Source organism: Streptomyces sp. NPDC053673 (assembly GCF_055585225.1).
In genome coordinates this window covers 181,170-203,641 of record NZ_JBVJKN010000012.1, presented here as the reverse complement: position 1 = coordinate 203,641, position 22,472 = coordinate 181,170, and the positions used below count along the sequence as shown (strand labels likewise).

Below are 22,472 nucleotides of genomic sequence, written 5' to 3'. Positions count from 1 at the left end.
CGGGTGAGCGCGAAGGGGCCCTCATGGCGGCGGACATGCATGCCTCGTATTCGGACGGTCCGAAGGAGGACACGTCCAGGGACCGGTGGCAGCGTGCGTGGAGCCACCGCGAGCAGCTGCTCAAGGTGGCCCGCCGCCGCTCCATGAGCGTGGAGGACGCCGAGGACGCCGTGCACGAGGCGATGCTGCGCGCCGCGGAGAACCCGCACCTCGACGACGAGCGGCTGGGCGCCTGGCTGACGACGGTGACGATGCGGCTGTGCGTCGACCGGTACCGGCAGGTCAACCGTGAGGCCGAGGTGCGCACCAGTCCGACGCTGATCGCGCCCAGCCCGGCGCCCGTCGACGAGGTGGTGTGCGACCGGGCCGAGGCGAAGTGGCTGGCCCGCCGGAGCGGGGAACTGCCCGCGCGGCAGGCGGAGGCGCTCTGGCTGAAGTCCGAGGACCTCGACGTCGGGCAGGTCGCCCGGAAGATGGGGCTGAGCTACCGGACGGTCGAGTCGCTGCTGGCGAGGGCCCGGCGGACGCTGCGCAATTCGCTGGCCGCCACCCTTGGGCTCGTTCTGTGGCTGCTGGGGCGCGGCCGTCCGCGGACGGTGGGGAACGCGCAGGTGGTGGCCATGGCCGGGACGGCGGCGACCCTGGCCGTCGCGGGTTTCGTACTGCCGTACGCCCATGACGGCGGCGGCGATCGGCCCCCGGCCTCGCCCCCCGCTTCTCAGGCCGCGGACGTACGGACGGCCGACAGCGCCGGGACGCGGCCGCCGACCGCGGCCGCCCCTTCGGCGACACCTGCGCCGGGCGTGACCGGCGGCCGGGCGCCGGTGCCACCGCTCCTGCCGGAGGTCTCGCTTCCGCCACTGCCGGCGCTGTCCACCCCGGCCGTTCCCGATGTGCCGGAGGTGCCGGACGTGCCGGGCATCCCGGCCGCCTCACTGCCGCCGCTGCCGAGCGCGACCGTCCCGGCTGTCCCGGCTATCCCGGCTATCCCTGACGTCCCGGACGCGCCTGAGTTGTCGGTGACCGCAACGCCGTCCCTTCCCGTGGACGTGCCGGACGCCTCCGCCGGGCTCCCTGCCGAAGCCCCCGCGCCCTGACGCGCCGCCTCTTTCCCCCACCCCGCCCCTTCCCGTAACCAGGGGCTTCGCCGCTGGACCCCGAAGCGCTGGCCTCGGGCAGCACCCGACGGCGCGCCGGGACCGATGGCCCAGCACACCGTCGTCCGCGCCCGCGGCATGTCGCCGTCCGCAGCACCGCAGGCCGTGCAACGCCCGGGGCCCGCGACGCGCGGGCAGGAAACCCTGCCGATCGCACCACCAGAGCTCCGGCGCCCACCCCCGGCGCTCACCGGGTCGCGCACGCCCAGCCGACCGCCCACCGGCACCTGCGCCCTGGTCGCCTGCCGACACGCCGGGGCGCCGGGGCCCCCGGCCCGGACCCCGCACACCCACATGCACCGCTGATTGCGCGCTCGTTAAAAATCTCGGACTTCGTCGCGACGGACGGTCCGCACTCCCCCGTAGAGCAGGTGTCGGAGCTGCTCAACGGCTGAAGGGTGAACCGGATGGGTGTCGAGATCTGTGTGGAAGGGCTGACCAAGTCCTTCGGCCACCAGGTCATCTGGCAGGACGTGTCACTGACGCTGCCCGCCGGGGAGATCTCGGTCATGCTCGGCCCGTCCGGCACGGGCAAGTCGGTGTTCCTCAAGACCCTCGTCGGGCTCCTCAGGCCCGACCGCGGGTCGATCAGGATCGCGGACAGGGACATCACCAGGCTCCGTGAGCACGACCTGTACGAGGTCCGGAAGCTGTTCGGCGTCCTCTTCCAGGACGGCGCGCTGTTCGGGTCGATGAATCTGTACGACAACATCGCCTTCCCGTTGCGCGAGCACACCCGGAAAGGGGAGAGCGAGATCCGGCGGATCGTCCTCGAGAAGATGGACATGGTCGGACTGATCGGGGCCGAGGAGAAGCTGCCCGGCGAGATATCCGGCGGTATGCGCAAGCGGGCCGGGCTGGCGCGAGCCCTGGTGCTCGATCCGGAGATCATTCTCTTCGACGAGCCGGACTCGGGTCTCGACCCGGTGCGGGTGGCCTACCTCAACCAGCTGATCGTCGATCTCAACGCGCAGATCAACGCGACGTTCCTGATCGTCACGCACGACATCGCCTCGGCCCGCCAGGTCCCGGACAACATCGGCCTGCTCTTCCGGCGCGAACTGGTGATGTTCGGGCCCCGCGAACAGCTGCTGACCAGCGACGAGCCGGTCGTACGGCAGTTCCTGAACGGCCGGATGCAGGGGCCGATCGGCATGGCGGAGGAGAAGGACGCCGCCCAGGTCGAGCAGGAGCTGGCGCGGCTCGGCGCGTCGAAGCGGCCCGGCCCGGAGGTCGGCGACGAGTTGACTCCTCGTCTGCTGCCGAGCAACGGAATCCTCCGGCCGCCGCGCTGGCGGGCGATCGCGCGACGCGAGGCGGAACTGCACAACCGCAAGGAGGTGGCGGACGCATGAGCTTCTCCCCTGTCGGCGCGCTCCGGCATTCGGGCAGCCTGTTCGCGATGGCCCTGGACGTCATCAGGACGCTTCCCCGGCGGCCGTTCCAGGTCAGGGAGTTCATCCAGCAGGCCTGGTTCATCGCGAGCGTCACGATCCTGCCCACCGCACTGGTCTCCATCCCCTTCGGGGCGGTCATCGCGCTGCAGATCGGCAGCCTGACACGGCAGCTCGGCGCCCAGTCGTTCTCGGGCGCGGCCTCGGTGCTCGCGGTTCTGCGGGAGGCCTCGCCGATCGTGACCGCGCTGCTGATCGCCGGGGCGGGCGGCACAGCGATCTGCGCGGACCTCGGAGCGCGCAAGATCCGCGAGGAGATCGACGCGATGCAGGTGCTGGGCATCGATCCGATCCACCGGCTCGTCGTACCCCGGGTGCTGGCCTCGATGGTGGTCGCGGTGCTGCTCAACGGCCTGGTGTCGGTGGTCGGAGTAGCCGGTGGCTACTTCTTCAACGTCGTCCTTCAGAACGGCACGCCCGGCGCGTATCTGGCCTCCTTCACCACCCTCGCCCAGCTGTCCGATCTGTGGGCGGCGGAGCTGAAGGCCCTGGTGTTCGGCGCGATCGCCGCCATCGTCGCCTCGTACAAGGGGCTGACCGCCAAGGGCGGGCCGAAAGGCGTCGGCGACGCGGTGAACCAGTCGGTCGTGATCACCTTCATGTTGCTGTTCGTGACGAACTTCGTGATGACCGCCGTGTACTTCCAAGTCGTTCCGCAGAGGGGCTGAGCGTGGCGCTGATCAACCGTTTCGTGGGGCGCCCGCTCCGCTCACTGGAGGAGCTGGGAACCCAACTGTCCTTCTACGGGCGCTCACTGGCCTGGACCGGCCGCACCCTGCGCCGCTACAAGAAGGAGGTCCTGCGGCTGCTGGCCGAGGTGAGCTTCGGCCGCGGCGCGCTGGCCGTCGTCGGCGGCACCGTCGGCGTGATCGCCTTCCTCTCGTTCTTCACCGGCACCGAGGTGGGACTGCAGGGGTACGCGGCGCTCAATCAGCTGGGCACCTCCAACTTCGTCGCGTTCCTGTCGGCGTACTTCAACACCCGCGAGATCGCACCGCTGGTGGCGGGGCTCGCGCTGTCCGCGACGGTCGGAGCCGGGTTCACCGCTCAGCTGGGCGCGATGCGGATCAGTGAGGAGACCGATGCCCTGGAGGTGATGGGCGTTCCCTCGCTGCCGTTCCTCGTGACCACGCGGATGATCGCCGGTTTCGTCGCCGTGATCCCGCTGTACGTGGTCGGGCTGCTGTCCTCGTACTTCGCCGCCCGGACCATCACCACCGGCTACTACGGGCAGTCGGCCGGCACGTACGACCACTACTTCCAGCAGTACCTGCCGCCGGTCGATGTGCTGTGGTCCTTCGGCAAGGTGATCGTCTTCGCCGTCGTGATCATCCTGGTGCACTGCTACTACGGCTACTACGCGAGCGGCGGCCCGGCCGGTGTCGGGGTCGCGGTCGGCCGTGCGGTGCGTACCTCGATCGTCGCAATCAACGTCCTGGACTTCTTCCTCAGCCTGGCGATCTGGGGCGCCAGCACGACCGTACGGATTGCGGGGTAGGGCCGATGCACGTTCGACTGCGGATCTACGGCATCGTCTTCATCGCCGTTCTCGCATTGCTGCTGTCGCTCTCCGTGGCCGTGTACCAGAAGGTGTTCACGTCCGTCGTACGGGTCACGCTGGAGGCCGACACCCTCGGCAACCAGCTGGAACCGCAGGCCGACGTCAAGCTTCGCGGGCTGCTGGTCGGCGAGGTGCGCGAGGTGCGGGCCGATGGTGAGAAGGCCACACTCGACCTCGCTCTCGATCCGGAGCACGTCTCCCGTATCCCGTCCGACGTACAGGCCCGTCTGCTGCCCAAGACGCTGTTCGGGGAGAAGTACGTCGATCTGGTGGCCCCTCGTAGCCCTTCGCCGCGATCCATCCGCGCCGGAGACGTCATCACCCAGGACCGCACCAGGGTCGGCATCGAGGTACAGCAGCTGATGAACGACCTGCTGCCGCTGCTGCGTACGGTACAGCCGTCCGAGGTCAACGCCACGCTGTCAGCGTTCTCCACCGCGCTGGAAGGCCGCGGCGACCGGATCGGTGCCAATCTCACCCGTGTCGAGGACTATCTGCACCGGCTCAACCCGCATATGCCGTCGATCAAGGAGAACATCTCGCGGTTCGCGGACGTGGCCGAGGTGTACGGGGATGCCGCACCCGATCTGATGAGGATCCTGCGCAACACGCTCACCACGAGCCGCACCATCGTCGAGAAGCAGGATCAGCTGGCCGAGCTGTTCACCTCGACGACCACCGTCGCGGGGACCGCGGACGCGTTCCTGGACGACAACGGCGAGCGGCTCATCGCCCTGGGCCGGGTCTCCCGCCCCACGCTGGCGCTGTTCGCCCGCTACGCGCCGGAGTACCCCTGCCTCCTCGAAGGCCTGGTGAGGCAGGAGGCCGCGGCGGAACAGACCTTCAGAGGCGGAAAGATGCGTATCACCCTCGAAATCGTCCGCGCGCGGCCCGGGTACCGGCCCGGTGAGGAGCCGCGCTATGGGGAGCGCTCGGGACCCGACTGCCACGGTCTGCCCCATCCGCGGGTCCCGGCACCGGACATCAAACTCAACGACGGTACGCACAGGGTGTCGTCGGGCGGGTCCCCGGTGTCCCAGGTGTCCGCCACCGAGGCCGAGCAGCGAGCCGTCGGCTCGCTCGTGGCGCCCGTCATGGGCGTGCCGGCCGATGAGGTGCCCGCGGTGGCCACGCTGCTGTTCGGTCCGATGGCCCGCGGAACGGCGGTGAGCGTCGCATGAGGTTCGTACGGCTCAAGCGCGCCGGGGAGGCCGCGTCGCCGCTGATCAAGTTCATCCTCTTCGCGGTGGTGACGGTGCTCGCGACCACGCTGCTCGCGGCCACCATCGTCAACATCTCCTCCACTCCCGAGCACACCTACCGCGCGCTCTTCAGCGATGTCACCAGCCTGGAGGAGGGCGACGACATCCGGGTCGCCGGCGTGCGGGTCGGCGAGGTGCAGGACATCCGGATCAAGGACCGGACCCTGGCGGAGGTCACCTTCACCGTCGCCCAGGACCGCCCGCTGCTCACCAGCACCGGCGCCGTCATCCGCTACCGCAACCTGGTCGGCTCGCGGTACATCGCACTGACGGAGGGCGCGGGCGACGGCACGAAGCTGCCGCCCGGCGGGCGGATCCCGCTGTCCCGTACGCAGCCCGCGCTCGATCTGAACGCGCTGCTGAACGGGTTCAAGCCGCTGTTCGCCGCGCTCAGCCCGAAGGACGTGAACCAGCTCGCCACCGAGATCATCAAGACGCTCCAGGGCGAGGGCGGAACGGTGAACAGCCTGCTCGCGCACACGGCTTCGCTGACCACCACGCTCGCCGACCGCGACGAGCTGATCGGTTCCGTGGTCGACAACCTCAACACGGTGCTGGCGACCCTGGACAAGCGCGGCGCCCGCTTCTCCGGACTCATCAAGCAGTTGCAGCGGGTGATCTCCGGGCTGTCCGCCGACCGCAAGCCCATCGGGGACTCGCTGGTCAACATCGCCGACCTGACGGAGGCCACCTCGGGCCTGCTGGAAGACGCCCGTCCGCCGCTCAAGGACGACATCGCCGAGCTGGGGGACCTCACCAAGACGCTGAACGACAACGAGAAGACGGTGGAGGGCGTGCTGAAGCGGCTGCCGAACAAGCTCAACAAGTTGACGGGGACCGCCTCGTACGGCTCCTGGTTCAACTTCTACCTCTGCGACTTCGACGGCCGCATCGTGCTGCCGAAGACCAAAGAGGTGCTCACTCCCGAGCTCCATGTCGCCCGGGCGAGGTGCGCATGAAAGGGCGCATGAAGGGACGTATGGTGCCGTTCCGCGAGCGGAACCCCGTGGTGATCGGGGCGGTCGGCCTCACCACGCTCGCGCTGCTGACCGCCGCCGCGTTCAACGCCGACAGCCTGCCGCTGATCGGCGACGGAGAGACCTACAGTGCGGCGTTCTCGGAGGCGGGCGGTCTCAAGCCCGGCGACGAGGTCCGCATCGCCGGGGTGAAGGTCGGCAAGGTCGACGAGGTGGAGCTGGACGGAGACCACGTCAAGGTGGTCTTCCGGATCAAGGGTGACCCGGCCTTCGGGACCAGGACGGGCGCGGCCATCCGCGTCAAGACGATCCTGGGTGCGAAGTTCCTTTCGCTGGAGCCGAAGGGGCCGGGGCAGCTGGAGCCGGGCAGCGAGATCCCGCTGAACCGGACGACACCCGCCTACGACGTCGTGGCGGCCTTCAGCGATCTCACCACCACGACGGAGAAGGTCGACACCGAGCGGCTGGCCACGGCCATGGACACCATCTCCACCACCTTCGAGGACTCCCCCGCCGAGGTACGGGCGTCCATCAAGGGCCTGTCGAAGATCTCCCGTACGGTCGCCTCCCGCGACCAGGCGCTGCGTGAACTCCTCGATCACGCCAACGGGGTCAGCGGTGTGCTCGCCGAGCGATCCGGCGAGTTCTCCACGATGATCAAGGCCGGCGACGAGCTGTTCAAGGAGATCTCCCGGCGGCGGGCGGCGATCCACGCACTGCTCAAGAGCTCGGCCGCGCTCGGGGTTCAGCTGTCCGGCCTGGTCAAGGACAACAGCAAGGAGATCGGACCGGCGCTCGAGGGCCTGAACCAGGTCGTCAGCATGCTCGAACGCAATCAGTCCGCGCTCGACCGCAGCGTCAGGCTGCTCGCCCCCTATGTGCGGGTCTTCACCAACACCCTCGGCAACGGCCGCTGGTTCGACAGCTACATCCAGAACATGGTCGCCACTCCGGTGGTCCCGCGGACGGGAGGTTCGTCGTGAAATCGCGCCTGCTGAACATGCGCCTTTTGCGTACGCGTCTGCTGCGCCGGACGGCGCTCATCACCGCTCCGGTGGTCGTCGCCGCGGGCGCCGTGGTGCTCTGGCCCGAGCCGGAACCGGTCGAGGTCACGGCGTACTTCCCGCGGACGGTCGGCATCTATCCCGGTTCCGACGTACGGGTTCTGGGCGTCCGGATCGGTGAGGTCAAGGAGATCACCCCGGAGGGCCGCCGGGTGCGGGTGGTGCTCGAGTACGACGCCGGGCAGAAGGTCCCCGCCCAGGCCAAGGCGGCGATCATCAACTCCTCGGTGGTCAGCGACCGTTACGTACAGCTGCTGCCGGTGTACCGGGGCGGAGCGGTGATGCGGAGCGGCGATGTCATCCCGGAGAAGCGCACGGCCGTACCGGTCGAGCTGGACCGCATCTTCGCCAGTCTGCACACGACGTCGGAGGCGCTGGGTCCGCGCGGCGCCAACAAGGACGGCTCGCTCTCCCGGCTGCTGAGCGTGAGCGCGGACAACCTCGAAGGACAGGGTGTGCAGATGCACCAGACGGTCGAGGACCTCTCCCTCGCCGTGACCACTCTGTCCGACGGCAGGCAGGACCTGTTCTCCACCATCCGTAATCTTCAGGTGTTCACGGCGGCGCTGGCCGCCGACGACAAGAATGTCCGGTCGTTCAACGACAGCCTGGCGAAGGTGGCCGAACAGCTCGCCGGGGAGCGCAAGGACCTCGCGGCCGCACTGCGGCATCTGGGGGTGGCGCTCGCCGATGTGTCCGACTTCGTGAAGAACAACAAGAAGTCGCTGACGTCGAATGTGGAAGGGCTGAGCAAGGTCACCAAGGTGCTGGTCACGCAGCGCGCCGCGCTCGCGGAGCTGCTGGAGGTCGCGCCGGCCGGGCTGTCGAATCTGCAGAACGCGTACAACCCGCCCTCCGGGACCCTCGACACCCGCAACAATCCGGACCACCCGCAGGATCCGGCCGCGCTGCTCTGCTCGATGCTCAGGACGACCGGGGAGGCGAAGCCCGCGGACTGCCAGGACCTGCAGAAACTGTTCGACTCCCTGCCGGAACTCCGGCCGGGCGGCACCCAGCCCGTCGCCGGGACCGGCTCGGTCGACCGGACGCTGGGCGGAATCCTGGAGGCCCGCGCATGAGCGCACTGCGCAGAAGCACGGCGGTGTGGGCGGCGGCCGGTTCGCTGCTGCTGACGGGCTGTGAGTTCAACGGTCTGTACGACGTCGGGCTGCCCGGCGGCGCGGCGGCCGACGGCAACGCCTACCGGGTCACGGTCGAGTTCAGGGACGTCCTCGACCTGGTGCCGCAGTCCGCGGTGAAGGTCAACAACGTCACGGTGGGCGCGGTCGAGAAGGTGGAGCTGGACGGCTGGCACGCCCGGGTGCGGCTACGTATCTCGGACTCGGTGAAGCTGCCCGGCAATGCGATCGCCGAGCTGCGGCAGACCAGCATGCTCGGCGAGAAGTACGTGGCCCTGGCCGCCCCCGTGGACGCGGCCCCGGTCGGCAGGCTCAAGGACGGCGCCAGGATCCCGCTCTCCCGCAGCGGCCGCAACCCGGAGATCGAAGAAGTGCTGTCCGCACTCTCCGCACTGCTCAACGGCGGCGGGGTGGCCCAGCTCAAGACGATCACGACAGAGCTCAACAAGGCCCTGGAAGGCCGGGAGAACCGGGTCAAGTCCCTGCTGACGGAGCTGGACACCTTCATCGGCGGCCTCGACAGCCAGCGCAAGGAGATCGTCCGCGCGCTGAACGGCATCGACCGGCTCGCCAAGCGGCTCGCGCAGGAGAAGAAGACGATCGCCCAGGCCGTCGACACCGTGCCGCCCGCGCTGAAGGTGCTGGCCGACCAGCGGCGCAAGCTGACCGCCATGCTCACGTCGCTGTCGAAACTCAGCACGACCGGCACGAAGGTCATCAACGCGTCACGGGACGACACGGTCGCCAATTTGAAGAGTCTGCGGCCGATCCTGGAACAGCTGAACAAGGCGGGCACCGATCTGCCCAACTCCCTGGAACTGCTGACGACGTATCCGTTCCCGCGCAACGTCGTGGATGCGATCCACGGTGACTACGTCAATCTCAAGATCACCGCAGATCTCGATCTGGCGAGTCTCTACGGCAACCTCGGCGACGAACCCGGCAAGAAGCCGGCAGAACCGGGGAAGCCCGGGCTTCCGGATGTCCCCGGTGTCCCCGGGGTTCCTGAAGTCCCCTCGCTTCCGGGGGCCCCACGGCCCACGGCGCTGCCGGAGTCGCCCGACGCACCCGGCAGCCCCTCGGCTCCGCCGGGCGGCGACGTTCCGCTCTGCCCGCCGGTGTGCACCAGCAGTTATGCGTCGTACGGAGAAGGGACCGGGGACGACTTTCCGGCCGGGGTCGATCTCGCCCTCGCGGACCTCATGCTGAAGGGGATGCAACCGTGATCACACGTACGGTCAAGGCCCAGTTGCTCGCCTTCGCCACCGTGACCGCCGTCGGTGTGTCGTATGTCGGCGCCCAGTACACCGGGCTGGCCGACGCCCTCCTCGACCGGGGATACACCGTGCGGGCCGACCTCGCCGACTCCGGGGGCATCTTCCGCGGCGCCGAGGTCACCTATCGCGGGGTGCCGGTGGGCCGGGTCGGGGAGCTGCGGCTCACGGGCGCGGACGGGGTCTCGGTGGCGCTGGAGATCGAGGACGGGACGCGCATCCCGGCGGACACCGTGGCGGTGGTGGCGAACCGTTCGGCCGTCGGTGAGCAGTACGTCGATCTGCAGCCGCGAGCCGTCGGTGGCCCCTACCTGCAGGACGGCAGCACCATCGCCCGCCGCGACACGCGGGTGCCGCTGCCCAACTCCGACATCATCCTCAGCCTGGACCGGCTGGTGAACTCCGTGGGCAAGGAAGATCTGCGGATCACGGTCGACGAACTCGGCAAGGCGTTCGCCGGTACCGGGCCGGAGCTGAGCCGACTGGTGGACTCGGGCAACGCACTGGTCGAGTCGGCATCCGACTCGCTGCCGCAGACGATCGCGCTGATCGAGGACTCCAGGAAGGTCCTCAAGACACAGGCCGACAAGGGCTCGGCCATCAAGTCCTTCTCCCGTGACCTGGCGGCCTTCACCGCCGAGATGAAGGCCAGTGACGGAGACATCCGCAGGCTGATCGGCTCGGGCGCGCCCGCCGCCCAGGAGGTCACCTCGCTGCTGACGGCCACCCGGCCCCACATGCCCGTGCTGCTGGGGAATCTCATCAGCGGCGGCCAGATCACGGTGGCGCGGCTGCCCGGTGTGGAACAGGCCCTGGTCACCTTCCCCGTGGTGGTGTCGGGCAGCTACACCGTGATCCCGGGCGACGGCACCACCCACTTCGGCATGGTCGTCAACGCCGACGATCCGCCGGCGTGCCGACAGGGGTACGGGACGCAGCGGCGCGACCCGGCGGACACGAGCGAGCGGCCGGCGAACACCGGAGCGCACTGCTCGGCCCCGCGGGGCGGTCCCACCTCGGTCCGCGGCGCACAGAACGTCCCGGGTGCGTCGGTGCGCCCGGGTTCCGGCGGCACGGACCCGGCCGCCTACATCACCCCGTACGACCCGGAGACCGGCGCGGCAGCCGGACCGGACGGAACGCTCGTCGAGATCGGCTCGACGGGCGGTGAACAGAGCGTGTTCGGAAAGGACTCGTGGCAATGGCTGCTCGTGGGACCGATGGCATGAGCGCGGGGCCCCTCGCGCAGGTGATACGGCGGCTGCGCCGCCTGGGCGCCGGGGCGGCGGAGGCCGCCCGGCGCGGCAGGGCGATGCCCGCGGCACTCGCGGTGGCGACCGCCGTGACGGCAGCCCTGTCGGTGTGGCTGGGCCTCCAGGTGTACGAGCAGCGCGTCGAGGAGCAGCGGCACCAGGACATTCTGGCCGCGGCCCGCCAGTCGGCGCTGAACTTCACTTCGCTCGACTACCGGCACTACGGGCGGGACAGCGGGAACGTGCTGAAGGGTGCCGCCGGCGACTTCAAGGAGCAGTTCGCGGCACAGACCGCGGAGCTGACCAAGCTGGTCGCCGCGAACAAGTCGGTCTCCGAGGGACGGGTGCTCGAAGCCGGCATCACCCGGGCCGACGAGCGCACCGCACGCGTCCTGGTCGTCGCCGACAGCAAGGTGACCAACACCGCCGCGCCGGAGGGCCAGTCCCGTACCTACCGGCTCCAGCTCGACCTCGTGCTCGAGGGCGGTCGCTGGCTGACGTCCGACGTCGAGTTCGTCGGCTGACCGTGCCCGTCCCGCAGGACGACCAGTAAGGAGAGAACCCGTGGCGAACACGAGCACCCGGGGCCGGGTCGTCGGCTCCCCCGCCCGCCGCTCCATGACCGCGGCCGCCCGAGCGGCTGCCAAGCGCGCCGAGCGGGCCGTTCCGGGCGAGGACGCCCCCGGGAAGGGGCCGGACCCGCTCGGGGTGGTGGCCGGACGCACCCTGCGCGCGGAGGACCAGGAGCCGGACTCGGCCGAGCCGGACTGGGAGGCACCGGACTGGGAGGAGCCGGAGTCGGCCGCGCCGCGGGTGGCTGCGGCCACGGCGGAGCCGGAAGGGCTGGAAGAGCGGAAGGAGCCGGAAGAGCCGGAAGAGCCGGAAGAGCCGGAGGAGGACGCCGCCGGCCAGGCGCGCGGTCGGCGGCGCGGGCGGGTCGGCGCCGTGCTCGCCGTGCTGACCCTGGCGGGCCTGATCGCCGTCGCCGTGCTCGGCCCGCGGTATCTGGACGGCAGGCGGACGGACCAGGCGCGGGTCCAGGCGCTGGCGGCCGCGCGGAAGGCGGCTCCCGTGGTCCTGTCGTACGACCACCGACACCTGGACCGGGACTTCGCCGCGGCTCGCGGCCATCTCACCGGATCCTTCCGTGACGAGTACCGCAGGACGACCACCACGGTGGTGGCGCCGACCGCGAAGAAGTACCAGGGGGTGGTCACGGCCACGGTGGTGACACCGCCGGGCGGTGGTGATCCCGCGGCCTCGGTGGTGTCGGCCTCGCCGGACAAGGCCGTCGTGCTCCTCTTCGTGAACCAGGTGACGCGGAGCACTCAGGTCGAGGGACCGCGCGTCGACCTGAACCGGGTGCGGATGGAGCTCACGCTGACTTCCGGTGGGTGGAAGGTGAGCGCCGTAGACGCGCTGTAGACGCGCTGCAGTCCGCAGCGGGAATGCCATGGCGCCTCCCCGGGCCGCGACGAGAGAAGGCCGGACACGGTCTCTTGTCGCACGCTCGGGAGGCGCCCTTTTGCATGCCCTTTCGCACGCCTTTCGCACGCCTTTCCGCAGGCCTTTTCGTGGACCGCTCTTGACAGCACTCCCCCACCCCAGGCAATCTTCCATTAAGCAGAAACAAACTTCCGCAATACGGAAGGAGCGCCGCCCCTCATGGCCCGCTTCTCAGAAGGCGCAGTCACGGACCAGCGCTTCGATGTGAACCTGTCGATCCTCTTCACGGAACTCCCGCTCCTGGAGCGTCCCGCGGCCGCCGCCGCGGCCGGCTTCACGGCGGTCGAGCTGTGGTGGCCCTGGATCGAGACCCCCACGCCCGACCAGAGCGAGCTCGACGCGCTGAAGAAGGCCCTGGAGGACGCCGGCACCCAGCTGGTGGGCCTGAACTTCTACGCCGGGCAGCTTCCCGGTCCCGACCGCGGCGCCCTCTCCGTACCCGGTGAGGAGTCGGAGCGCTTCCGCGCCAACATCGACGTCGCGGCGGACTTCGCCGCCTCGGTCGGCTGCAAGGCGCTCAACGCGCTGTACGGCAACCGCGTCGAGGGCGTCGACCCCGCCGTCCAGGACGAGCTCGCCCTGGAGAACCTGGTCCTGGCGGCCCGTGCGGCCGACCGGGTCGGCGCGATCCTCCTGATCGAGACCCTGAACAAGCCGGAGTCCCCGCTCTACCCGCTGGTGAGCGCGCCCTCCGCGATCGAGGTCGTGGACAAGGTCAACGCGGCGACCGGTCTCGGCAACGCCAAGTTCCTGCTCGACATCTACCACCTGTCGATGAACGGCGAGGACGTCAGCCAGGTCATCGAGGCCTACGCGGACAGGACCGGCCACGTGCAGATCGCCGACAACCCGGGCCGCGGCGCGCCGGGCACCGGCTCACTGCCGCTGGAACAGCTCCTCGACGAGCTGAAGAAGGCCGGTTACGACGGCTGGGTCGGCCTGGAGTACAAGGCCGGCGACCGCCCGAGCGCCGAGTCCTTCGACTGGCTGCCCGCCGACGCGCGCGCCGCCCGCTGACTTCTTCCCGTACCACCAGTTTTCGAGAGGCACCCTCACCATGAGCACACTCCCCAAGATCGCGTGGATCGGCCTCGGCATCATGGGCTCCCCCATGTCCGAGAACCTGATCAAGGCGGGCTACTCCGTCACCGGCTTCACCCTGGAGCAGGACAAGCTGGACCGCCTGGCCGCGGCCGGCGGTACCGCCGCCGGCTCGATCGCCGAGGCCGTCGAGGACGCCGACGTGATCATCACGATGGTGCCCGCATCGCCGCAGGTCGAGGCCATCTCGTACGGCCCTGACGGTATTCTGGAGAACGCGAAGCAGGGCGCGCTGCTGATCGACATGTCCTCGATCACCCCGCAGACGTCGGTCGACCTGGCCAAGAACGCGGCCGAGAAGGGCATCCGCGTCATCGACGCCCCGGTGTCCGGCGGCGAGGCCGGCGCCATCGAGGCGGTACTGTCGATCATGGTGGGTGGCGAGCAGGCCGACTTCGACGCGGCCCTCCCGATCCTGGAGGCCCTCGGCAAGACCATCGTCCTGTGCGGCCCGCACGGCTCCGGCCAGACGGTGAAGGCCGCCAACCAGCTGATCGTCGCCGTCAACATCCAGGCCTGCGCCGAGGCCGTCGTCTTCCTCGAGAAGTCCGGCGTGAACCTCCAGGCCGCCCTGGACGTCCTGAACGGCGGCCTGGCCGGCTCCACGGTCCTGACCCGCAAGAAGGACAACTTCCTGAACCGGGACTTCAAGCCGGGCTTCCGCATCGACCTGCACCACAAGGACATGGGCATCGTCACCGACGCCGCCCGCAATGTCGGTGCCGCGCTGCCGGTCGGCGCCGTGGTCGCCCAGCTGGTCGCGTCCCTGCGTGCGCAGGGCGACGGCGGCCTGGACCACTCGGCCCTGCTGCGCGCCGTCGAGCGCCTATCGGGCCGGCCGGTCGCCTGATTCGCCTGAGCCCGCAAGGGCTCCCCCAAGGCCTGAAGGCCTCCCCCGACATCCGGGCCGTGGCTGCGCTGACACCTGTCCTGTCGCGCCCAAGTGCAGCCACGGCCCGGATCCATCACGTTCATTTCAACAAACTGTTGACGTTTTCGCCGGAGTGAATTTACGCTCCAGGCACTCTCAGCAGCTCCCGCACGGAAGGTCACCCCCGCCACCCATGACGCAGCGTGTGCTTACGACCGAGTCCGGCGCTCCGGTCGCCGACAACCAGAACTCCGCCACCGCCGGCGTCGGTGGCCCGCTCCTCCTCCAGGACCAGCACCTGCTGGAGAAGCTCGCCCGGTTCAACCGCGAGCGCATTCCGGAGCGCGTGGTGCACGCCCGCGGGTCCGGCGCCTACGGCTACTTCGAGGTGACCGACGACGTCACCGGCTTCACCAGGGCCGCCTTCCTCTCCGAGGTGGGCAAGCGGACCGAGACGTTCCTGCGTTTCTCGACCGTGGCCGACTCGCTCGGCGGCGCGGACGCCGTCCGCGACCCGCGCGGCTTCGCGCTGAAGTTCTACACCGAAGAGGGCAACTACGACCTCGTCGGCAACAACACCCCGGTGTTCTTCATCAAGGACCCCATCAAGTTCCCCGACTTCATCCACTCCCAGAAGCGCGACCCGTTCACGGGCAAGCAGGAACCGGACAACGTCTGGGACTTCTGGGCGCACGCCCCCGAGGCGACGCACCAGGTGACGTGGCTGATGGGTGACCGCGGCATCCCCGCCTCGTACCGCCACATGAACGGCTACGGCTCCCACACCTACCAGTGGACCAACGCCGAGGGCGAGGCCTTCTTCGTCAAGTACCACTTCAAGACGAACCAGGGCATCCGCAGCCTGTCGTCCGAGCAGGCCGCCGAGGTCGTGGGCAAGGACGCCAACAGCCACCAGACCGACCTGCTGCAGGCTATCGAGCGCGGCGTGAACCCGTCCTGGACGCTGTACGTGCAGATCATGCCGGCAGCCGAGGCGGCGGACTGCAAGTTCAACCCGTTCGACCTGACCAAGGTGTGGCCGCACAGCGACTACCCGCTGCAGCGGGTCGGCCGCCTGGTCCTCGACCGCAACCCGGACAACGTCTTCGCCGAGGTCGAGCAGGCCGCGTTCTCCCCGAACAACTTCGTTCCGGGCATCGGCCCTTCGCCGGACAAGATGCTTCAGGGCCGGCTGTTCGCCTACGCGGACGCCCACCGCTACCGCCTCGGTGTGAACCACACCCAGCTGCCGGTGAACGCGCCCAAGGCTGTTTCCGGGGGGCGCGCGGACAACTACGGCCGCGACGGCTTCATGGCCACCCGCAACGGCTCGCGCCACGACAAGAACTACGAGCCCAACTCGTACGCCGGTCCGGCCCAGACGGACACGGCCCTGTCGGCCCCGCTGGCCGTCCACGGCTGGACGGGCACCCACGAGGCCCCGCTGCACTCCAAGGACGACGACTTCTTCCAGGCCGGTGAGCTGTACCGGCTGATGTCGGAGGAGGAGAAGCAGCGTCTGGTCGCGAACATCGCCGGCAGCCTGTCCCAGGTCTCCCGCGACGACGTGATCGAGAAGAACCTCGCCCACTTCCACGCCGCCGACCCGGACTACGGCAAGCGCGTCGAGGAGGCCGTCCGCGCCCTGCGCGAGGACTGAGCTCTTCCCGGTAACGCCCAGATCGCGTACGGGAGTTGACTGGAGGTCTGCCTCCCGTACGCCGTCCGAACCGCCGGCCCGGATGAGGGGTGGTCAGCGGTGAGGACAGCTTGAGGACCGCGGCGGCGTGCGAGCCAGTGCGGTGGTACGGGCCGCCCGGCCCCCTTCTTGACCTGAAGGAAGGGCCGGCCGGAGAGCCCATCGCCCCGCCGCGGTCCCTGAGACCCCCTGACCCGGGGCACCCCCACTGTGGGACACGAAAGACTCCGCCCGGCGGCGCGAAACGACCCATCCCTCACGCCGCCCTCGCACTGCTCGGCCCCAGGGGGCCTCACAGGCTTCGGAGGCTGCGCCGGACTCCGTCCGTCGGATCCGGGGCCAGAAGACACCAAGACTCCGCCCGGCGGCGCGAACGTCCTGTCGCGCCAGCCTCGCACCGTCGGGCGGCAACAACGCCGGAGCTTCCCCGCTTCACGGCTCCATGTGCCAGGGCGCACAGTGCGGTTTACGGTCCCGCACTGCGTTCCCGAGCGATCGGCCTGTGACCTTCGCACAGAGGTCGCAGGCCGATCGTGTTTCCAGATCTGGCCAAACCGTGGCCAAACAACGGTTCCCTGGCGAGGCGCACAGTCCCCCCGGCCATGGCGAGCATCAGGAAGCTCGAGAAGAAGGACGGCTCCGCCACCTACCAAGTCCGCTGACTCGCCGAGCAGCCCGGCCAACTGGCGCTGCTGGTGCAGCGGGGTGACCAGACGGACAAGGCCATCGCCGACCAGAACCGGCTGGGCGCGCGCGGGAGAAGGGCCGGTGGCCGCTGCCGTCGATCGCCGCGCTCGCGGCCGTCGCGGGCCTTCCTGTCCCTCTACCGGATGACTGGCCGCTGAGTGGAGGCCATGTGGCGTCTGCTCACTGGGTATGGGGCGGTCGCCTAACTGCGGGGGCCGCGTTCGAGGTGTATGCGCTGCGCAACGGCCCCCAGGGAGACACACTCTCAGATCGGACACGGGCATGGTTCCGGGTCCGCACCCCTGCCGGCCGTGCTGTGTTCGCTGTCGAGTGGCTGGGCTCAGCTACCTGGTACCTGATCCACATCCTGGGCTGACGCCCACACGCCTTGCCCCCTCTCGCGCTGCGTGCGCGGGAGGGGGCGCCTTCGTGCGTCCAGGGTCAGTGCAGGGCCTCGACCGCCTTCACGATCAGCGCCCGGGCCTCCGCCCCGTAAACGGCCAGTTCGGTGAGCCTGGCGAAGGCACGAAGGTAGATATCCATTTCGCCCGGAGCCGTGACCGTCACTCGGCCAGGGCGGCCGTGCGCGCTGCACCCGCGACCCGGAACACAAGGGCGACCACGAGGACCACTACACACCGGCTCGCTGGCCGAACCGCGGCCCGGAACCGCAGTGACCGCGCCCGCCGTCGAAAGGACGGTCGCGCGTATCAACTGCCGAGAGGCACCCGTTCGGGCCGCGCAGGCCCACCCGTGGCGACCGCACCGAGTCAAAAGTCGCGCCCGCTGAACGCCCGCCCCGGCCAGAACCGTATGAACCGACCGAGGCGGGTTTGCAAGACCCCGTCCTCGCACTCCCAACCCTGGACAGGCCGAGTGCGGGGCCGAGTCCCAACCAGAGCAATTACCAGAGAGGCAGACCTGTGGGAACCATCAGCAACGGACGCAGCACCATGGCGTACGAGAACCTGAACGCCACGGGCCTGGACTGGCGCAAGGCCAGCCGGACCGACCTCGACCCCATCCTGAAGGACTGCGTCATCGTCGCCGCAGCGCCTGACGCGAAGGACCACCCCCACCCCCACGTCCCGGACGGCACCCGCATGGTGGCGCTCTCCGACGACAAGGACCCCGGCAGCCCGGTCCTGTACTTCACCCGCGCCGAGTTCACGAAGTTCGCGCAGGGCATCAGGGACGGCGAGTTCGATGACTTCATGGCCACCGACGCGGAGCTGGAGCAGGCTGCCAAGGCGGCCACCTGACCATGAACGCCGAGCAGGTCAACCAGGCATTCGCGCACGTGCAGCAGCGGTTCGCGAGGACCCCGTGCCGGGAATGCCGGGGCCACAACACCTGCGCTCTGGTGTATGAGGGCGCGGTCGTCGTCTCGTGCGAGGACTGCGGCGGCGCCACCCGCAAGGGCCAACTGGCGGGCAGCGCCCGCCCCACTGGCCAGCACTGAACCTCTGGACCTGCCCCGGCCCGCCGTCCCCTGTCGGCCGGCCGGGGCTCTTCCCTTCCCGGCTCGTCGTCACGGACGGGCGCCCTCCCCCGTAGAGCGGGTGTGGAGCCATTACCGGGGCGCATGCCAGAACGGCCCACCGCACGCCCCCATTTCATCCACGGCCCTCGCGGAACCATCTCGGGCTACCGACGAAAGGACGACGAAAGGCCACGACCTGCGGTGGCGTTCAGACAGCCCGAGCGAGCGGGCAGCACTGTCCGATCGTTAGAGGGTGGGATCATCGAACTGCTCAAGGAGAACGTCGGCCGGTGTGCTGACCTTGGCGGTGGACGCGCCGTTGCCAAGAGGTTGTTCCGTCCAGATGACCTTGCCACCGGACGTGTACCGCGTTCCCCATCGCTGAGCGTGGTGGGCCACAAGGAACAGCCCCCGCCCACCCTCGTCCGTGGTGGCCGCCCGGCGCAGACGTGGCGAGGTACTGCTGCCGTCCGACACCTCGCAGGTCAAAGAGCGCCCGTGCAGAAGTCGCACCCTGATTGGAGGTGATCCGTACCGGATCGCGTTCGTGACCAACTCGCTGATGATCAGTTCCGTGCTGAACCCGATCTCTTCCTCCTTCCACTCATGCAGCTTCTCCCTGCAGTGCGCCCGCACCAAGGCGACCGCCGCAGGGTCCGGCGGTACGTCCCACTCCGCCACGCCCGGCGGCGGGAACACCCGGGTACGCGCAACCAGCAGCGCGATGTCATCGGAGGGGTGTGCCGGCACCATCGCATCGACCACCGCCTGACAGGTCTCCTCAGGTGTGCGTTCCCCGGCTCGCCACAACGTGCGACGCAGTCCGATCAGCCCGTCTTCGATGTCGCGGGTCCGGTCCTCCACCAGCCCGTCGGTGTACAGCACCAGTCGCGAGTCCTCGGGCAGGTGCAGTTCACGGGTTTCGAAGGGGTAGCCACCCAGTCCGAGCGGGGGTGAGGCCGGCACGTCCGCACCGGCGACGGTCCCGTCGGGGTGCACCACTACCAGGTCGGGGTGTCCGGCACGGGCCGCTGTGCATGTTCCTGTTATCGCGTCGTAGATCGCGTACAGACACGTCGCTCCCGTCACCCCCGGTCCCTCGTGGCCTTCCGCGGCCTCGCCGGTGTTCTCCTCGCTGTCCATACGCACGACCACGTCGTCCAAGTACCCGAGCGCCTCGTCCACGGGGAGGTCCAGCGAGGAGATGTTCTGTACCGCGGTGCGCAGCCGCCCCATCGTCACCGCCGCGTGCAGTCCGTGACCGACGACGTCGCCCATCACCAGCGCCACTCGCCCGCCCGGCAGCGCGATGAGATCGAACCAGTCCCCGCCCACCCCTGCCTCCGCAGGCAGATACCGCCAGGCCACCTCCAGTGCATCCTGCTCCGGCTGCCCCCGCGGCAGCAGACTCCGCTGCAGCTTCACCGCCATCGTGTGCTCGCGGGTGAACCGCCGCGCGTTGTCGATGGCCACCGCCGCCCGCGCGGCCAACTCCTCCGAAAAGGAGAGGTCCTCCTGCTCGAACACGGGCGAATCCCCCATCCGGTAGAAGTTCGCCACGCCCAGCGGCACACCCCGCGCCTGCAGCGGCACGGTCACCAGCGAATGCACCCCGTGCTCCAGTGCCCCGCGCGTGCGATCCGGATCCTGTTCCTGCCACCCCCGCGCCTGCTGCAGGTCCGCCTCCAGCACCGCCAGCCCCCGCTCCAACGCCCGCATCTGCGGCGTCGCTGGTGAAAGCGTGATCTTTTCGTCCACCGGGTACAGCGGCAAAGTCTGCTCCTCGCAGCTGATTGCCACACGCCTCAGATGCCGCCATTTCTCCGCCGTCGGCTCATGGCCTTCCAGCACCGCATCCAGCAGATCGACCGTGACGAGGTCGGCAAAGCGCGGCACCACTTCCTGAGCCAGCTCCTGTGCCGTACGCACCACATCCAGCTTCGTCCCGATCCGGACCCCCGCCTGATAGAGCAGGTCCAGCCGCTCCCGGGCCGCTTCTGCCCGCCCCGACACCACCGCCAGTTCCGTGGTGTCCCGCAACGTGACCACGCTGCCCCCTTGGACCTGGTGCGGGAACGTGGGCCGCTTGTTCACCACCAGCAACCGGCCCTCGACCACGTGCACCTCGTCCGTGACCGCCTCCCCCGACGCCAGCATGCGCGTGATCTCCCCCGGCAGACCCAGCTCCCGCGTATGCCGCCCCTCCGCGTCCGCCGCCAGGCCCAGCAGCCGCTTCCCCTCATCGTTGGCCAGGAGCAGCCGCCCGTCGGCGTCGGTGATCAGCACCCCTTCCCGCACCGCGTGCAGGACCGCGTCGTGGTGCTCGTACATGCGCGTGATCTCTGCCGGGCCCAGGCCATGGGTCTCCCGCTGCAGCCGCCGGGTGACCAGAGCTGTCCCGCCGGCAGCCATCGCCAGCGCGACCGCACCGGCACCCAAGGTGATCGGCAGCTGGGGCATCCACAGTCCCGCCACGTTCTTGACCGTGATCCCGGCGGACACCAGGCCGACGACCTCGCCGCCGGCGTCGGTCACCGGGACCACTGCCTGGACGGCCGTTCCCCGACCCGCCGGCAGGGGCGGCCCTCCCGCCTCCTCGATGGTGGTGCGGCCTTCCAGTGACGGTTGGATGCTGCCGACGAACCTCTTCCCGATCTCTTCCGGGTACGGGTATGTATAGCGAATCCCATTGGTGTCCATGACAACGATGAAGTCCACACTCGCACTTCTCCGAGCCGCTTCCGCGCGCGGCTGCAGCACCGCCGTCGGGTTTCGGCTACGCAGCGCCTCGACCACGCCCGGGGCCTGCGCGAATGCCTGAGCCGCGACGACCGACTCTCGGCGCCCCTGCTCCAGCGCGTCGCGTGCCGCCTGAAGTACTACGGACGTCACCCCGGCCGCAACCAGCAGAACCACGATCAGGATCTCGACGATGAACACCCGCCCGGCGATACTGCGCGGGTTCAGCAGGGACTCGCGACGATCACGTGGCTGCCCGGCAAACGGATGGGGCGACCGTTTCCGGTATGGCAGGGAAGATCCGTTCGTGGTTGCGTTCATAGCACCCGCTCCGGTTCGGCGAGACATCACCAGCGTATGCGCGCGTACGCTGCCGGATACAGGCGCACGACCGGCCGCACAAGCCTTGCGTAGCCCTTCCCGTCCAGTCGCCGGGCGGCCTCCTCGGCCGGCGTCACCTGTTCCTCAAGTCCGTCCACGGCCTTCACGGTCCCGGCGGGCCGTCTCCACCAAAGCCTGCCCGAGCTCCCTTGTTCAAGGGTGGCGTCAGGGGATGCGGATGTTGGCGAGGAGCTGCTGGTGCATCTCATTCAGGGCCTTCTCGTCCGCCTTCGGACCGAGGGTCACGACCTGAACGACGTGGGTGTCATCGGCGATGATGCGAGTTTCACCAACCACGGGTCCGCCGTCCTCGCCGGACAGACGCGCGTCGAGGGCGGGGCGGCCATCAACCGTGGTCTCCTGACCTTTGGTGCTGGTGATGGTCCCGCCAGGTGGCTGGTTGTAGCCCGAAACGAGCCCCTGAAGATACTTATCGAGCATTTCCTGGTCGCCGGGTGCGTCGACGACGAAGACGAAGGCATGGAGCCCGTCAGCGGTCTCGACGTGGTGGACGCGAGAGGGGCCCGGCATGCCGGGGACGTTCTGGACCGTGGGCTTTCCGGGGAGCTTGAATGTGATGCCACTGGGGGAATCGGTTGTCTCCACCCATTCTGCGGTGGTGTCGGTGATGCCGGGGTAACTGTCACCGCCGTACCCGGCGGGCATCGTGGCTACGGTGTCGGTGTGCGGCGTTGACGGGGCGGCGAACGCGCTGGTGGGAAGCAGTACGCCTGCTGCAGCCAAGGTGGTCGAGGCGGCAAGGACCAGAAGGCGCTGCGTTCGAGATCGGTGGGTCATGGAAAGATCATTTCTGCTGGAGAGGCTTAAGGGCTGTACGACGGCCTGTCAGTGGTGAACCGCCAG

The 22,472-nt window shown here is 69.4% G+C and carries 19 protein-coding genes and 1 pseudogene; 17 read left to right on the top strand and 3 right to left on the bottom strand.

Features of this window, described 5'->3' with window-relative positions; all coding sequences use genetic code 11:
- The first annotated feature begins 23 nt into the window (after positions 1 to 23).
- From ACZ6ZQ_RS19510 to ACZ6ZQ_RS19440, 15 genes are all read left to right on the top strand, one after another.
- On the top strand, positions 24 to 1,097 hold the full coding sequence (locus tag ACZ6ZQ_RS19510; RefSeq protein ID WP_469769744.1) for an RNA polymerase sigma factor: 1,074 nt from the start codon (positions 24 to 26) through the stop codon (positions 1,095 to 1,097).
- A 467-nt stretch (positions 1,098 to 1,564) separates the two neighbouring features.
- Positions 1,565 to 2,512 carry an ABC transporter ATP-binding protein gene (locus ACZ6ZQ_RS19505; RefSeq protein ID WP_469769743.1) on the top strand — a complete coding sequence of 316 codons (948 nt, stop codon included), beginning with the start codon at positions 1,565 to 1,567 and terminating at the stop codon, positions 2,510 to 2,512.
- Positions 2,509 to 3,279 carry an MlaE family ABC transporter permease gene (locus ACZ6ZQ_RS19500; RefSeq protein WP_469769742.1) on the top strand — a complete coding sequence of 257 codons (771 nt, stop codon included), beginning with the start codon at positions 2,509 to 2,511 and terminating at the stop codon, positions 3,277 to 3,279. Before ACZ6ZQ_RS19505 ends, ACZ6ZQ_RS19500 begins: the two co-directional genes overlap by 4 nt.
- A 2-nt stretch (positions 3,280 to 3,281) precedes the next feature.
- Positions 3,282 to 4,109, top strand: coding sequence for an MlaE family ABC transporter permease (locus ACZ6ZQ_RS19495; RefSeq protein WP_469769741.1), 828 nt, complete (start codon positions 3,282 to 3,284; stop codon positions 4,107 to 4,109).
- Between the two features lie 5 nt (positions 4,110 to 4,114).
- Positions 4,115 to 5,353, top strand: a complete 1,239-nt coding sequence (locus ACZ6ZQ_RS19490; RefSeq protein WP_469769740.1) for an MCE family protein — start codon at positions 4,115 to 4,117, stop codon at positions 5,351 to 5,353.
- Complete coding sequence (locus tag ACZ6ZQ_RS19485; protein WP_469769739.1) at positions 5,350 to 6,393, top strand: MCE family protein; 1,044 nt, start codon at positions 5,350 to 5,352, stop codon at positions 6,391 to 6,393. Before ACZ6ZQ_RS19490 ends, ACZ6ZQ_RS19485 begins: the two co-directional genes overlap by 4 nt.
- A 20-nt stretch (positions 6,394 to 6,413) precedes the next feature.
- Complete coding sequence (locus ACZ6ZQ_RS19480) at positions 6,414 to 7,394, top strand: MCE family protein (protein ID WP_469769765.1); 981 nt, start codon at positions 6,414 to 6,416, stop codon at positions 7,392 to 7,394.
- A 17-nt stretch (positions 7,395 to 7,411) separates the two neighbouring features.
- Positions 7,412 to 8,554 (top strand): MCE family protein, encoded by a 1,143-nt coding sequence (locus ACZ6ZQ_RS19475; protein ID WP_469769764.1) that lies wholly within the window; start codon positions 7,412 to 7,414, stop codon positions 8,552 to 8,554.
- Positions 8,551 to 9,840, top strand: a complete 1,290-nt coding sequence (locus ACZ6ZQ_RS19470) for an MCE family protein (protein ID WP_469769738.1) — start codon at positions 8,551 to 8,553, stop codon at positions 9,838 to 9,840. Before ACZ6ZQ_RS19475 ends, ACZ6ZQ_RS19470 begins: the two co-directional genes overlap by 4 nt.
- A complete protein-coding gene (locus ACZ6ZQ_RS19465; protein ID WP_469769737.1) occupies positions 9,837 to 11,117 on the top strand; it encodes an MCE family protein in 1,281 nt (426 codons plus the stop codon). The genes ACZ6ZQ_RS19470 and ACZ6ZQ_RS19465 overlap by 4 nt, the downstream gene beginning before the upstream one ends.
- Entirely contained in the window at positions 11,114 to 11,665 is a 552-nt protein-coding gene (locus ACZ6ZQ_RS19460) for a hypothetical protein (protein ID WP_469769736.1), read from the top strand. Before ACZ6ZQ_RS19465 ends, ACZ6ZQ_RS19460 begins: the two co-directional genes overlap by 4 nt.
- 40 nt (positions 11,666 to 11,705) lie before the next feature.
- Entirely contained in the window at positions 11,706 to 12,566 is an 861-nt protein-coding gene (locus ACZ6ZQ_RS19455) for a hypothetical protein (protein ID WP_469769735.1), read from the top strand.
- A 240-nt stretch (positions 12,567 to 12,806) separates the two neighbouring features.
- On the top strand, positions 12,807 to 13,664 hold the full coding sequence (locus tag ACZ6ZQ_RS19450) for a TIM barrel protein (protein WP_469769734.1): 858 nt from the start codon (positions 12,807 to 12,809) through the stop codon (positions 13,662 to 13,664).
- A gap of 40 nt (positions 13,665 to 13,704) precedes the next feature.
- The gene (locus ACZ6ZQ_RS19445; protein WP_469769733.1) at positions 13,705 to 14,598 is read left to right on the top strand and encodes a 2-hydroxy-3-oxopropionate reductase; all 894 of its coding nucleotides are present in this window, start codon (positions 13,705 to 13,707) and stop codon (positions 14,596 to 14,598) included.
- Between the two features lie 214 nt (positions 14,599 to 14,812).
- On the top strand, positions 14,813 to 16,279 hold the full coding sequence (locus ACZ6ZQ_RS19440; RefSeq protein WP_469769732.1) for a catalase: 1,467 nt from the start codon (positions 14,813 to 14,815) through the stop codon (positions 16,277 to 16,279).
- A gap of 1,167 nt (positions 16,280 to 17,446) precedes the next feature.
- Here ACZ6ZQ_RS19440 and ACZ6ZQ_RS19435 read toward each other — a convergent pair.
- Positions 17,447 to 17,575, bottom strand: a pseudogene (locus tag ACZ6ZQ_RS19435) (transcriptional regulator); the annotation flags it as partial.
- A gap of 353 nt (positions 17,576 to 17,928) precedes the next feature.
- Between ACZ6ZQ_RS19435 and ACZ6ZQ_RS19430 the strand changes: the two are divergent.
- Positions 17,929 to 18,267, top strand: a complete 339-nt coding sequence (locus ACZ6ZQ_RS19430; RefSeq protein WP_469769731.1) for a DUF397 domain-containing protein — start codon at positions 17,929 to 17,931, stop codon at positions 18,265 to 18,267.
- Positions 18,268 to 18,269: 2 nt separating this feature from the next.
- Complete coding sequence (locus ACZ6ZQ_RS19425; RefSeq protein WP_469769730.1) at positions 18,270 to 18,467, top strand: hypothetical protein; 198 nt, start codon at positions 18,270 to 18,272, stop codon at positions 18,465 to 18,467.
- Between the two features lie 267 nt (positions 18,468 to 18,734).
- Here ACZ6ZQ_RS19425 and ACZ6ZQ_RS19420 read toward each other — a convergent pair whose 3' ends face one another.
- Both ACZ6ZQ_RS19420 and ACZ6ZQ_RS19415 read right to left on the bottom strand, forming a co-directional pair.
- Positions 18,735 to 21,575, bottom strand: coding sequence for a SpoIIE family protein phosphatase (locus ACZ6ZQ_RS19420; protein WP_469769729.1), 2,841 nt, complete (start codon positions 21,573 to 21,575; stop codon positions 18,735 to 18,737).
- A gap of 198 nt (positions 21,576 to 21,773) precedes the next feature.
- Positions 21,774 to 22,406 carry a hypothetical protein gene (locus tag ACZ6ZQ_RS19415; protein WP_469769728.1) on the bottom strand — a complete coding sequence of 211 codons (633 nt, stop codon included), beginning with the start codon at positions 22,404 to 22,406 and terminating at the stop codon, positions 21,774 to 21,776.
- Positions 22,407 to 22,472 lie beyond the last annotated feature (66 nt).

Bases quoted from the DNA above. Each gene is read 5' to 3' on its own strand.
- ACZ6ZQ_RS19510 (WP_469769744.1), top strand. From the start codon at position 24: ATGGCGGCGGACATGCATGCCTCGTATTCGGACGGTCCGAAGGAGGAC.
- ACZ6ZQ_RS19425 (WP_469769730.1), top strand. From the start codon at position 18,270: ATGAACGCCGAGCAGGTCAACCAGGCATTCGCGCACGTGCAGCAGCGG.
- ACZ6ZQ_RS19460 (WP_469769736.1), top strand. From the start codon at position 11,114: ATGAGCGCGGGGCCCCTCGCGCAGGTGATACGGCGGCTGCGCCGCCTG.
- ACZ6ZQ_RS19445 (WP_469769733.1), top strand. From the start codon at position 13,705: ATGAGCACACTCCCCAAGATCGCGTGGATCGGCCTCGGCATCATGGGC.
- ACZ6ZQ_RS19480 (WP_469769765.1), top strand. From the start codon at position 6,414: ATGGTGCCGTTCCGCGAGCGGAACCCCGTGGTGATCGGGGCGGTCGGC.
- ACZ6ZQ_RS19490 (WP_469769740.1), top strand. From the start codon at position 4,115: ATGCACGTTCGACTGCGGATCTACGGCATCGTCTTCATCGCCGTTCTC.
- ACZ6ZQ_RS19420 (WP_469769729.1), bottom strand. From the start codon at position 21,575: ATGTCTCGCCGAACCGGAGCGGGTGCTATGAACGCAACCACGAACGGA.
- ACZ6ZQ_RS19415 (WP_469769728.1), bottom strand. From the start codon at position 22,406: ATGACCCACCGATCTCGAACGCAGCGCCTTCTGGTCCTTGCCGCCTCG.
- ACZ6ZQ_RS19500 (WP_469769742.1), top strand. From the start codon at position 2,509: ATGAGCTTCTCCCCTGTCGGCGCGCTCCGGCATTCGGGCAGCCTGTTC.
- ACZ6ZQ_RS19505 (WP_469769743.1), top strand. From the start codon at position 1,565: ATGGGTGTCGAGATCTGTGTGGAAGGGCTGACCAAGTCCTTCGGCCAC.
- ACZ6ZQ_RS19475 (WP_469769764.1), top strand. From the start codon at position 7,412: ATGCGCCTTTTGCGTACGCGTCTGCTGCGCCGGACGGCGCTCATCACC.
- ACZ6ZQ_RS19485 (WP_469769739.1), top strand. From the start codon at position 5,350: ATGAGGTTCGTACGGCTCAAGCGCGCCGGGGAGGCCGCGTCGCCGCTG.
- ACZ6ZQ_RS19450 (WP_469769734.1), top strand. From the start codon at position 12,807: ATGGCCCGCTTCTCAGAAGGCGCAGTCACGGACCAGCGCTTCGATGTG.
- ACZ6ZQ_RS19470 (WP_469769738.1), top strand. From the start codon at position 8,551: ATGAGCGCACTGCGCAGAAGCACGGCGGTGTGGGCGGCGGCCGGTTCG.
- ACZ6ZQ_RS19440 (WP_469769732.1), top strand. From the start codon at position 14,813: ATGACGCAGCGTGTGCTTACGACCGAGTCCGGCGCTCCGGTCGCCGAC.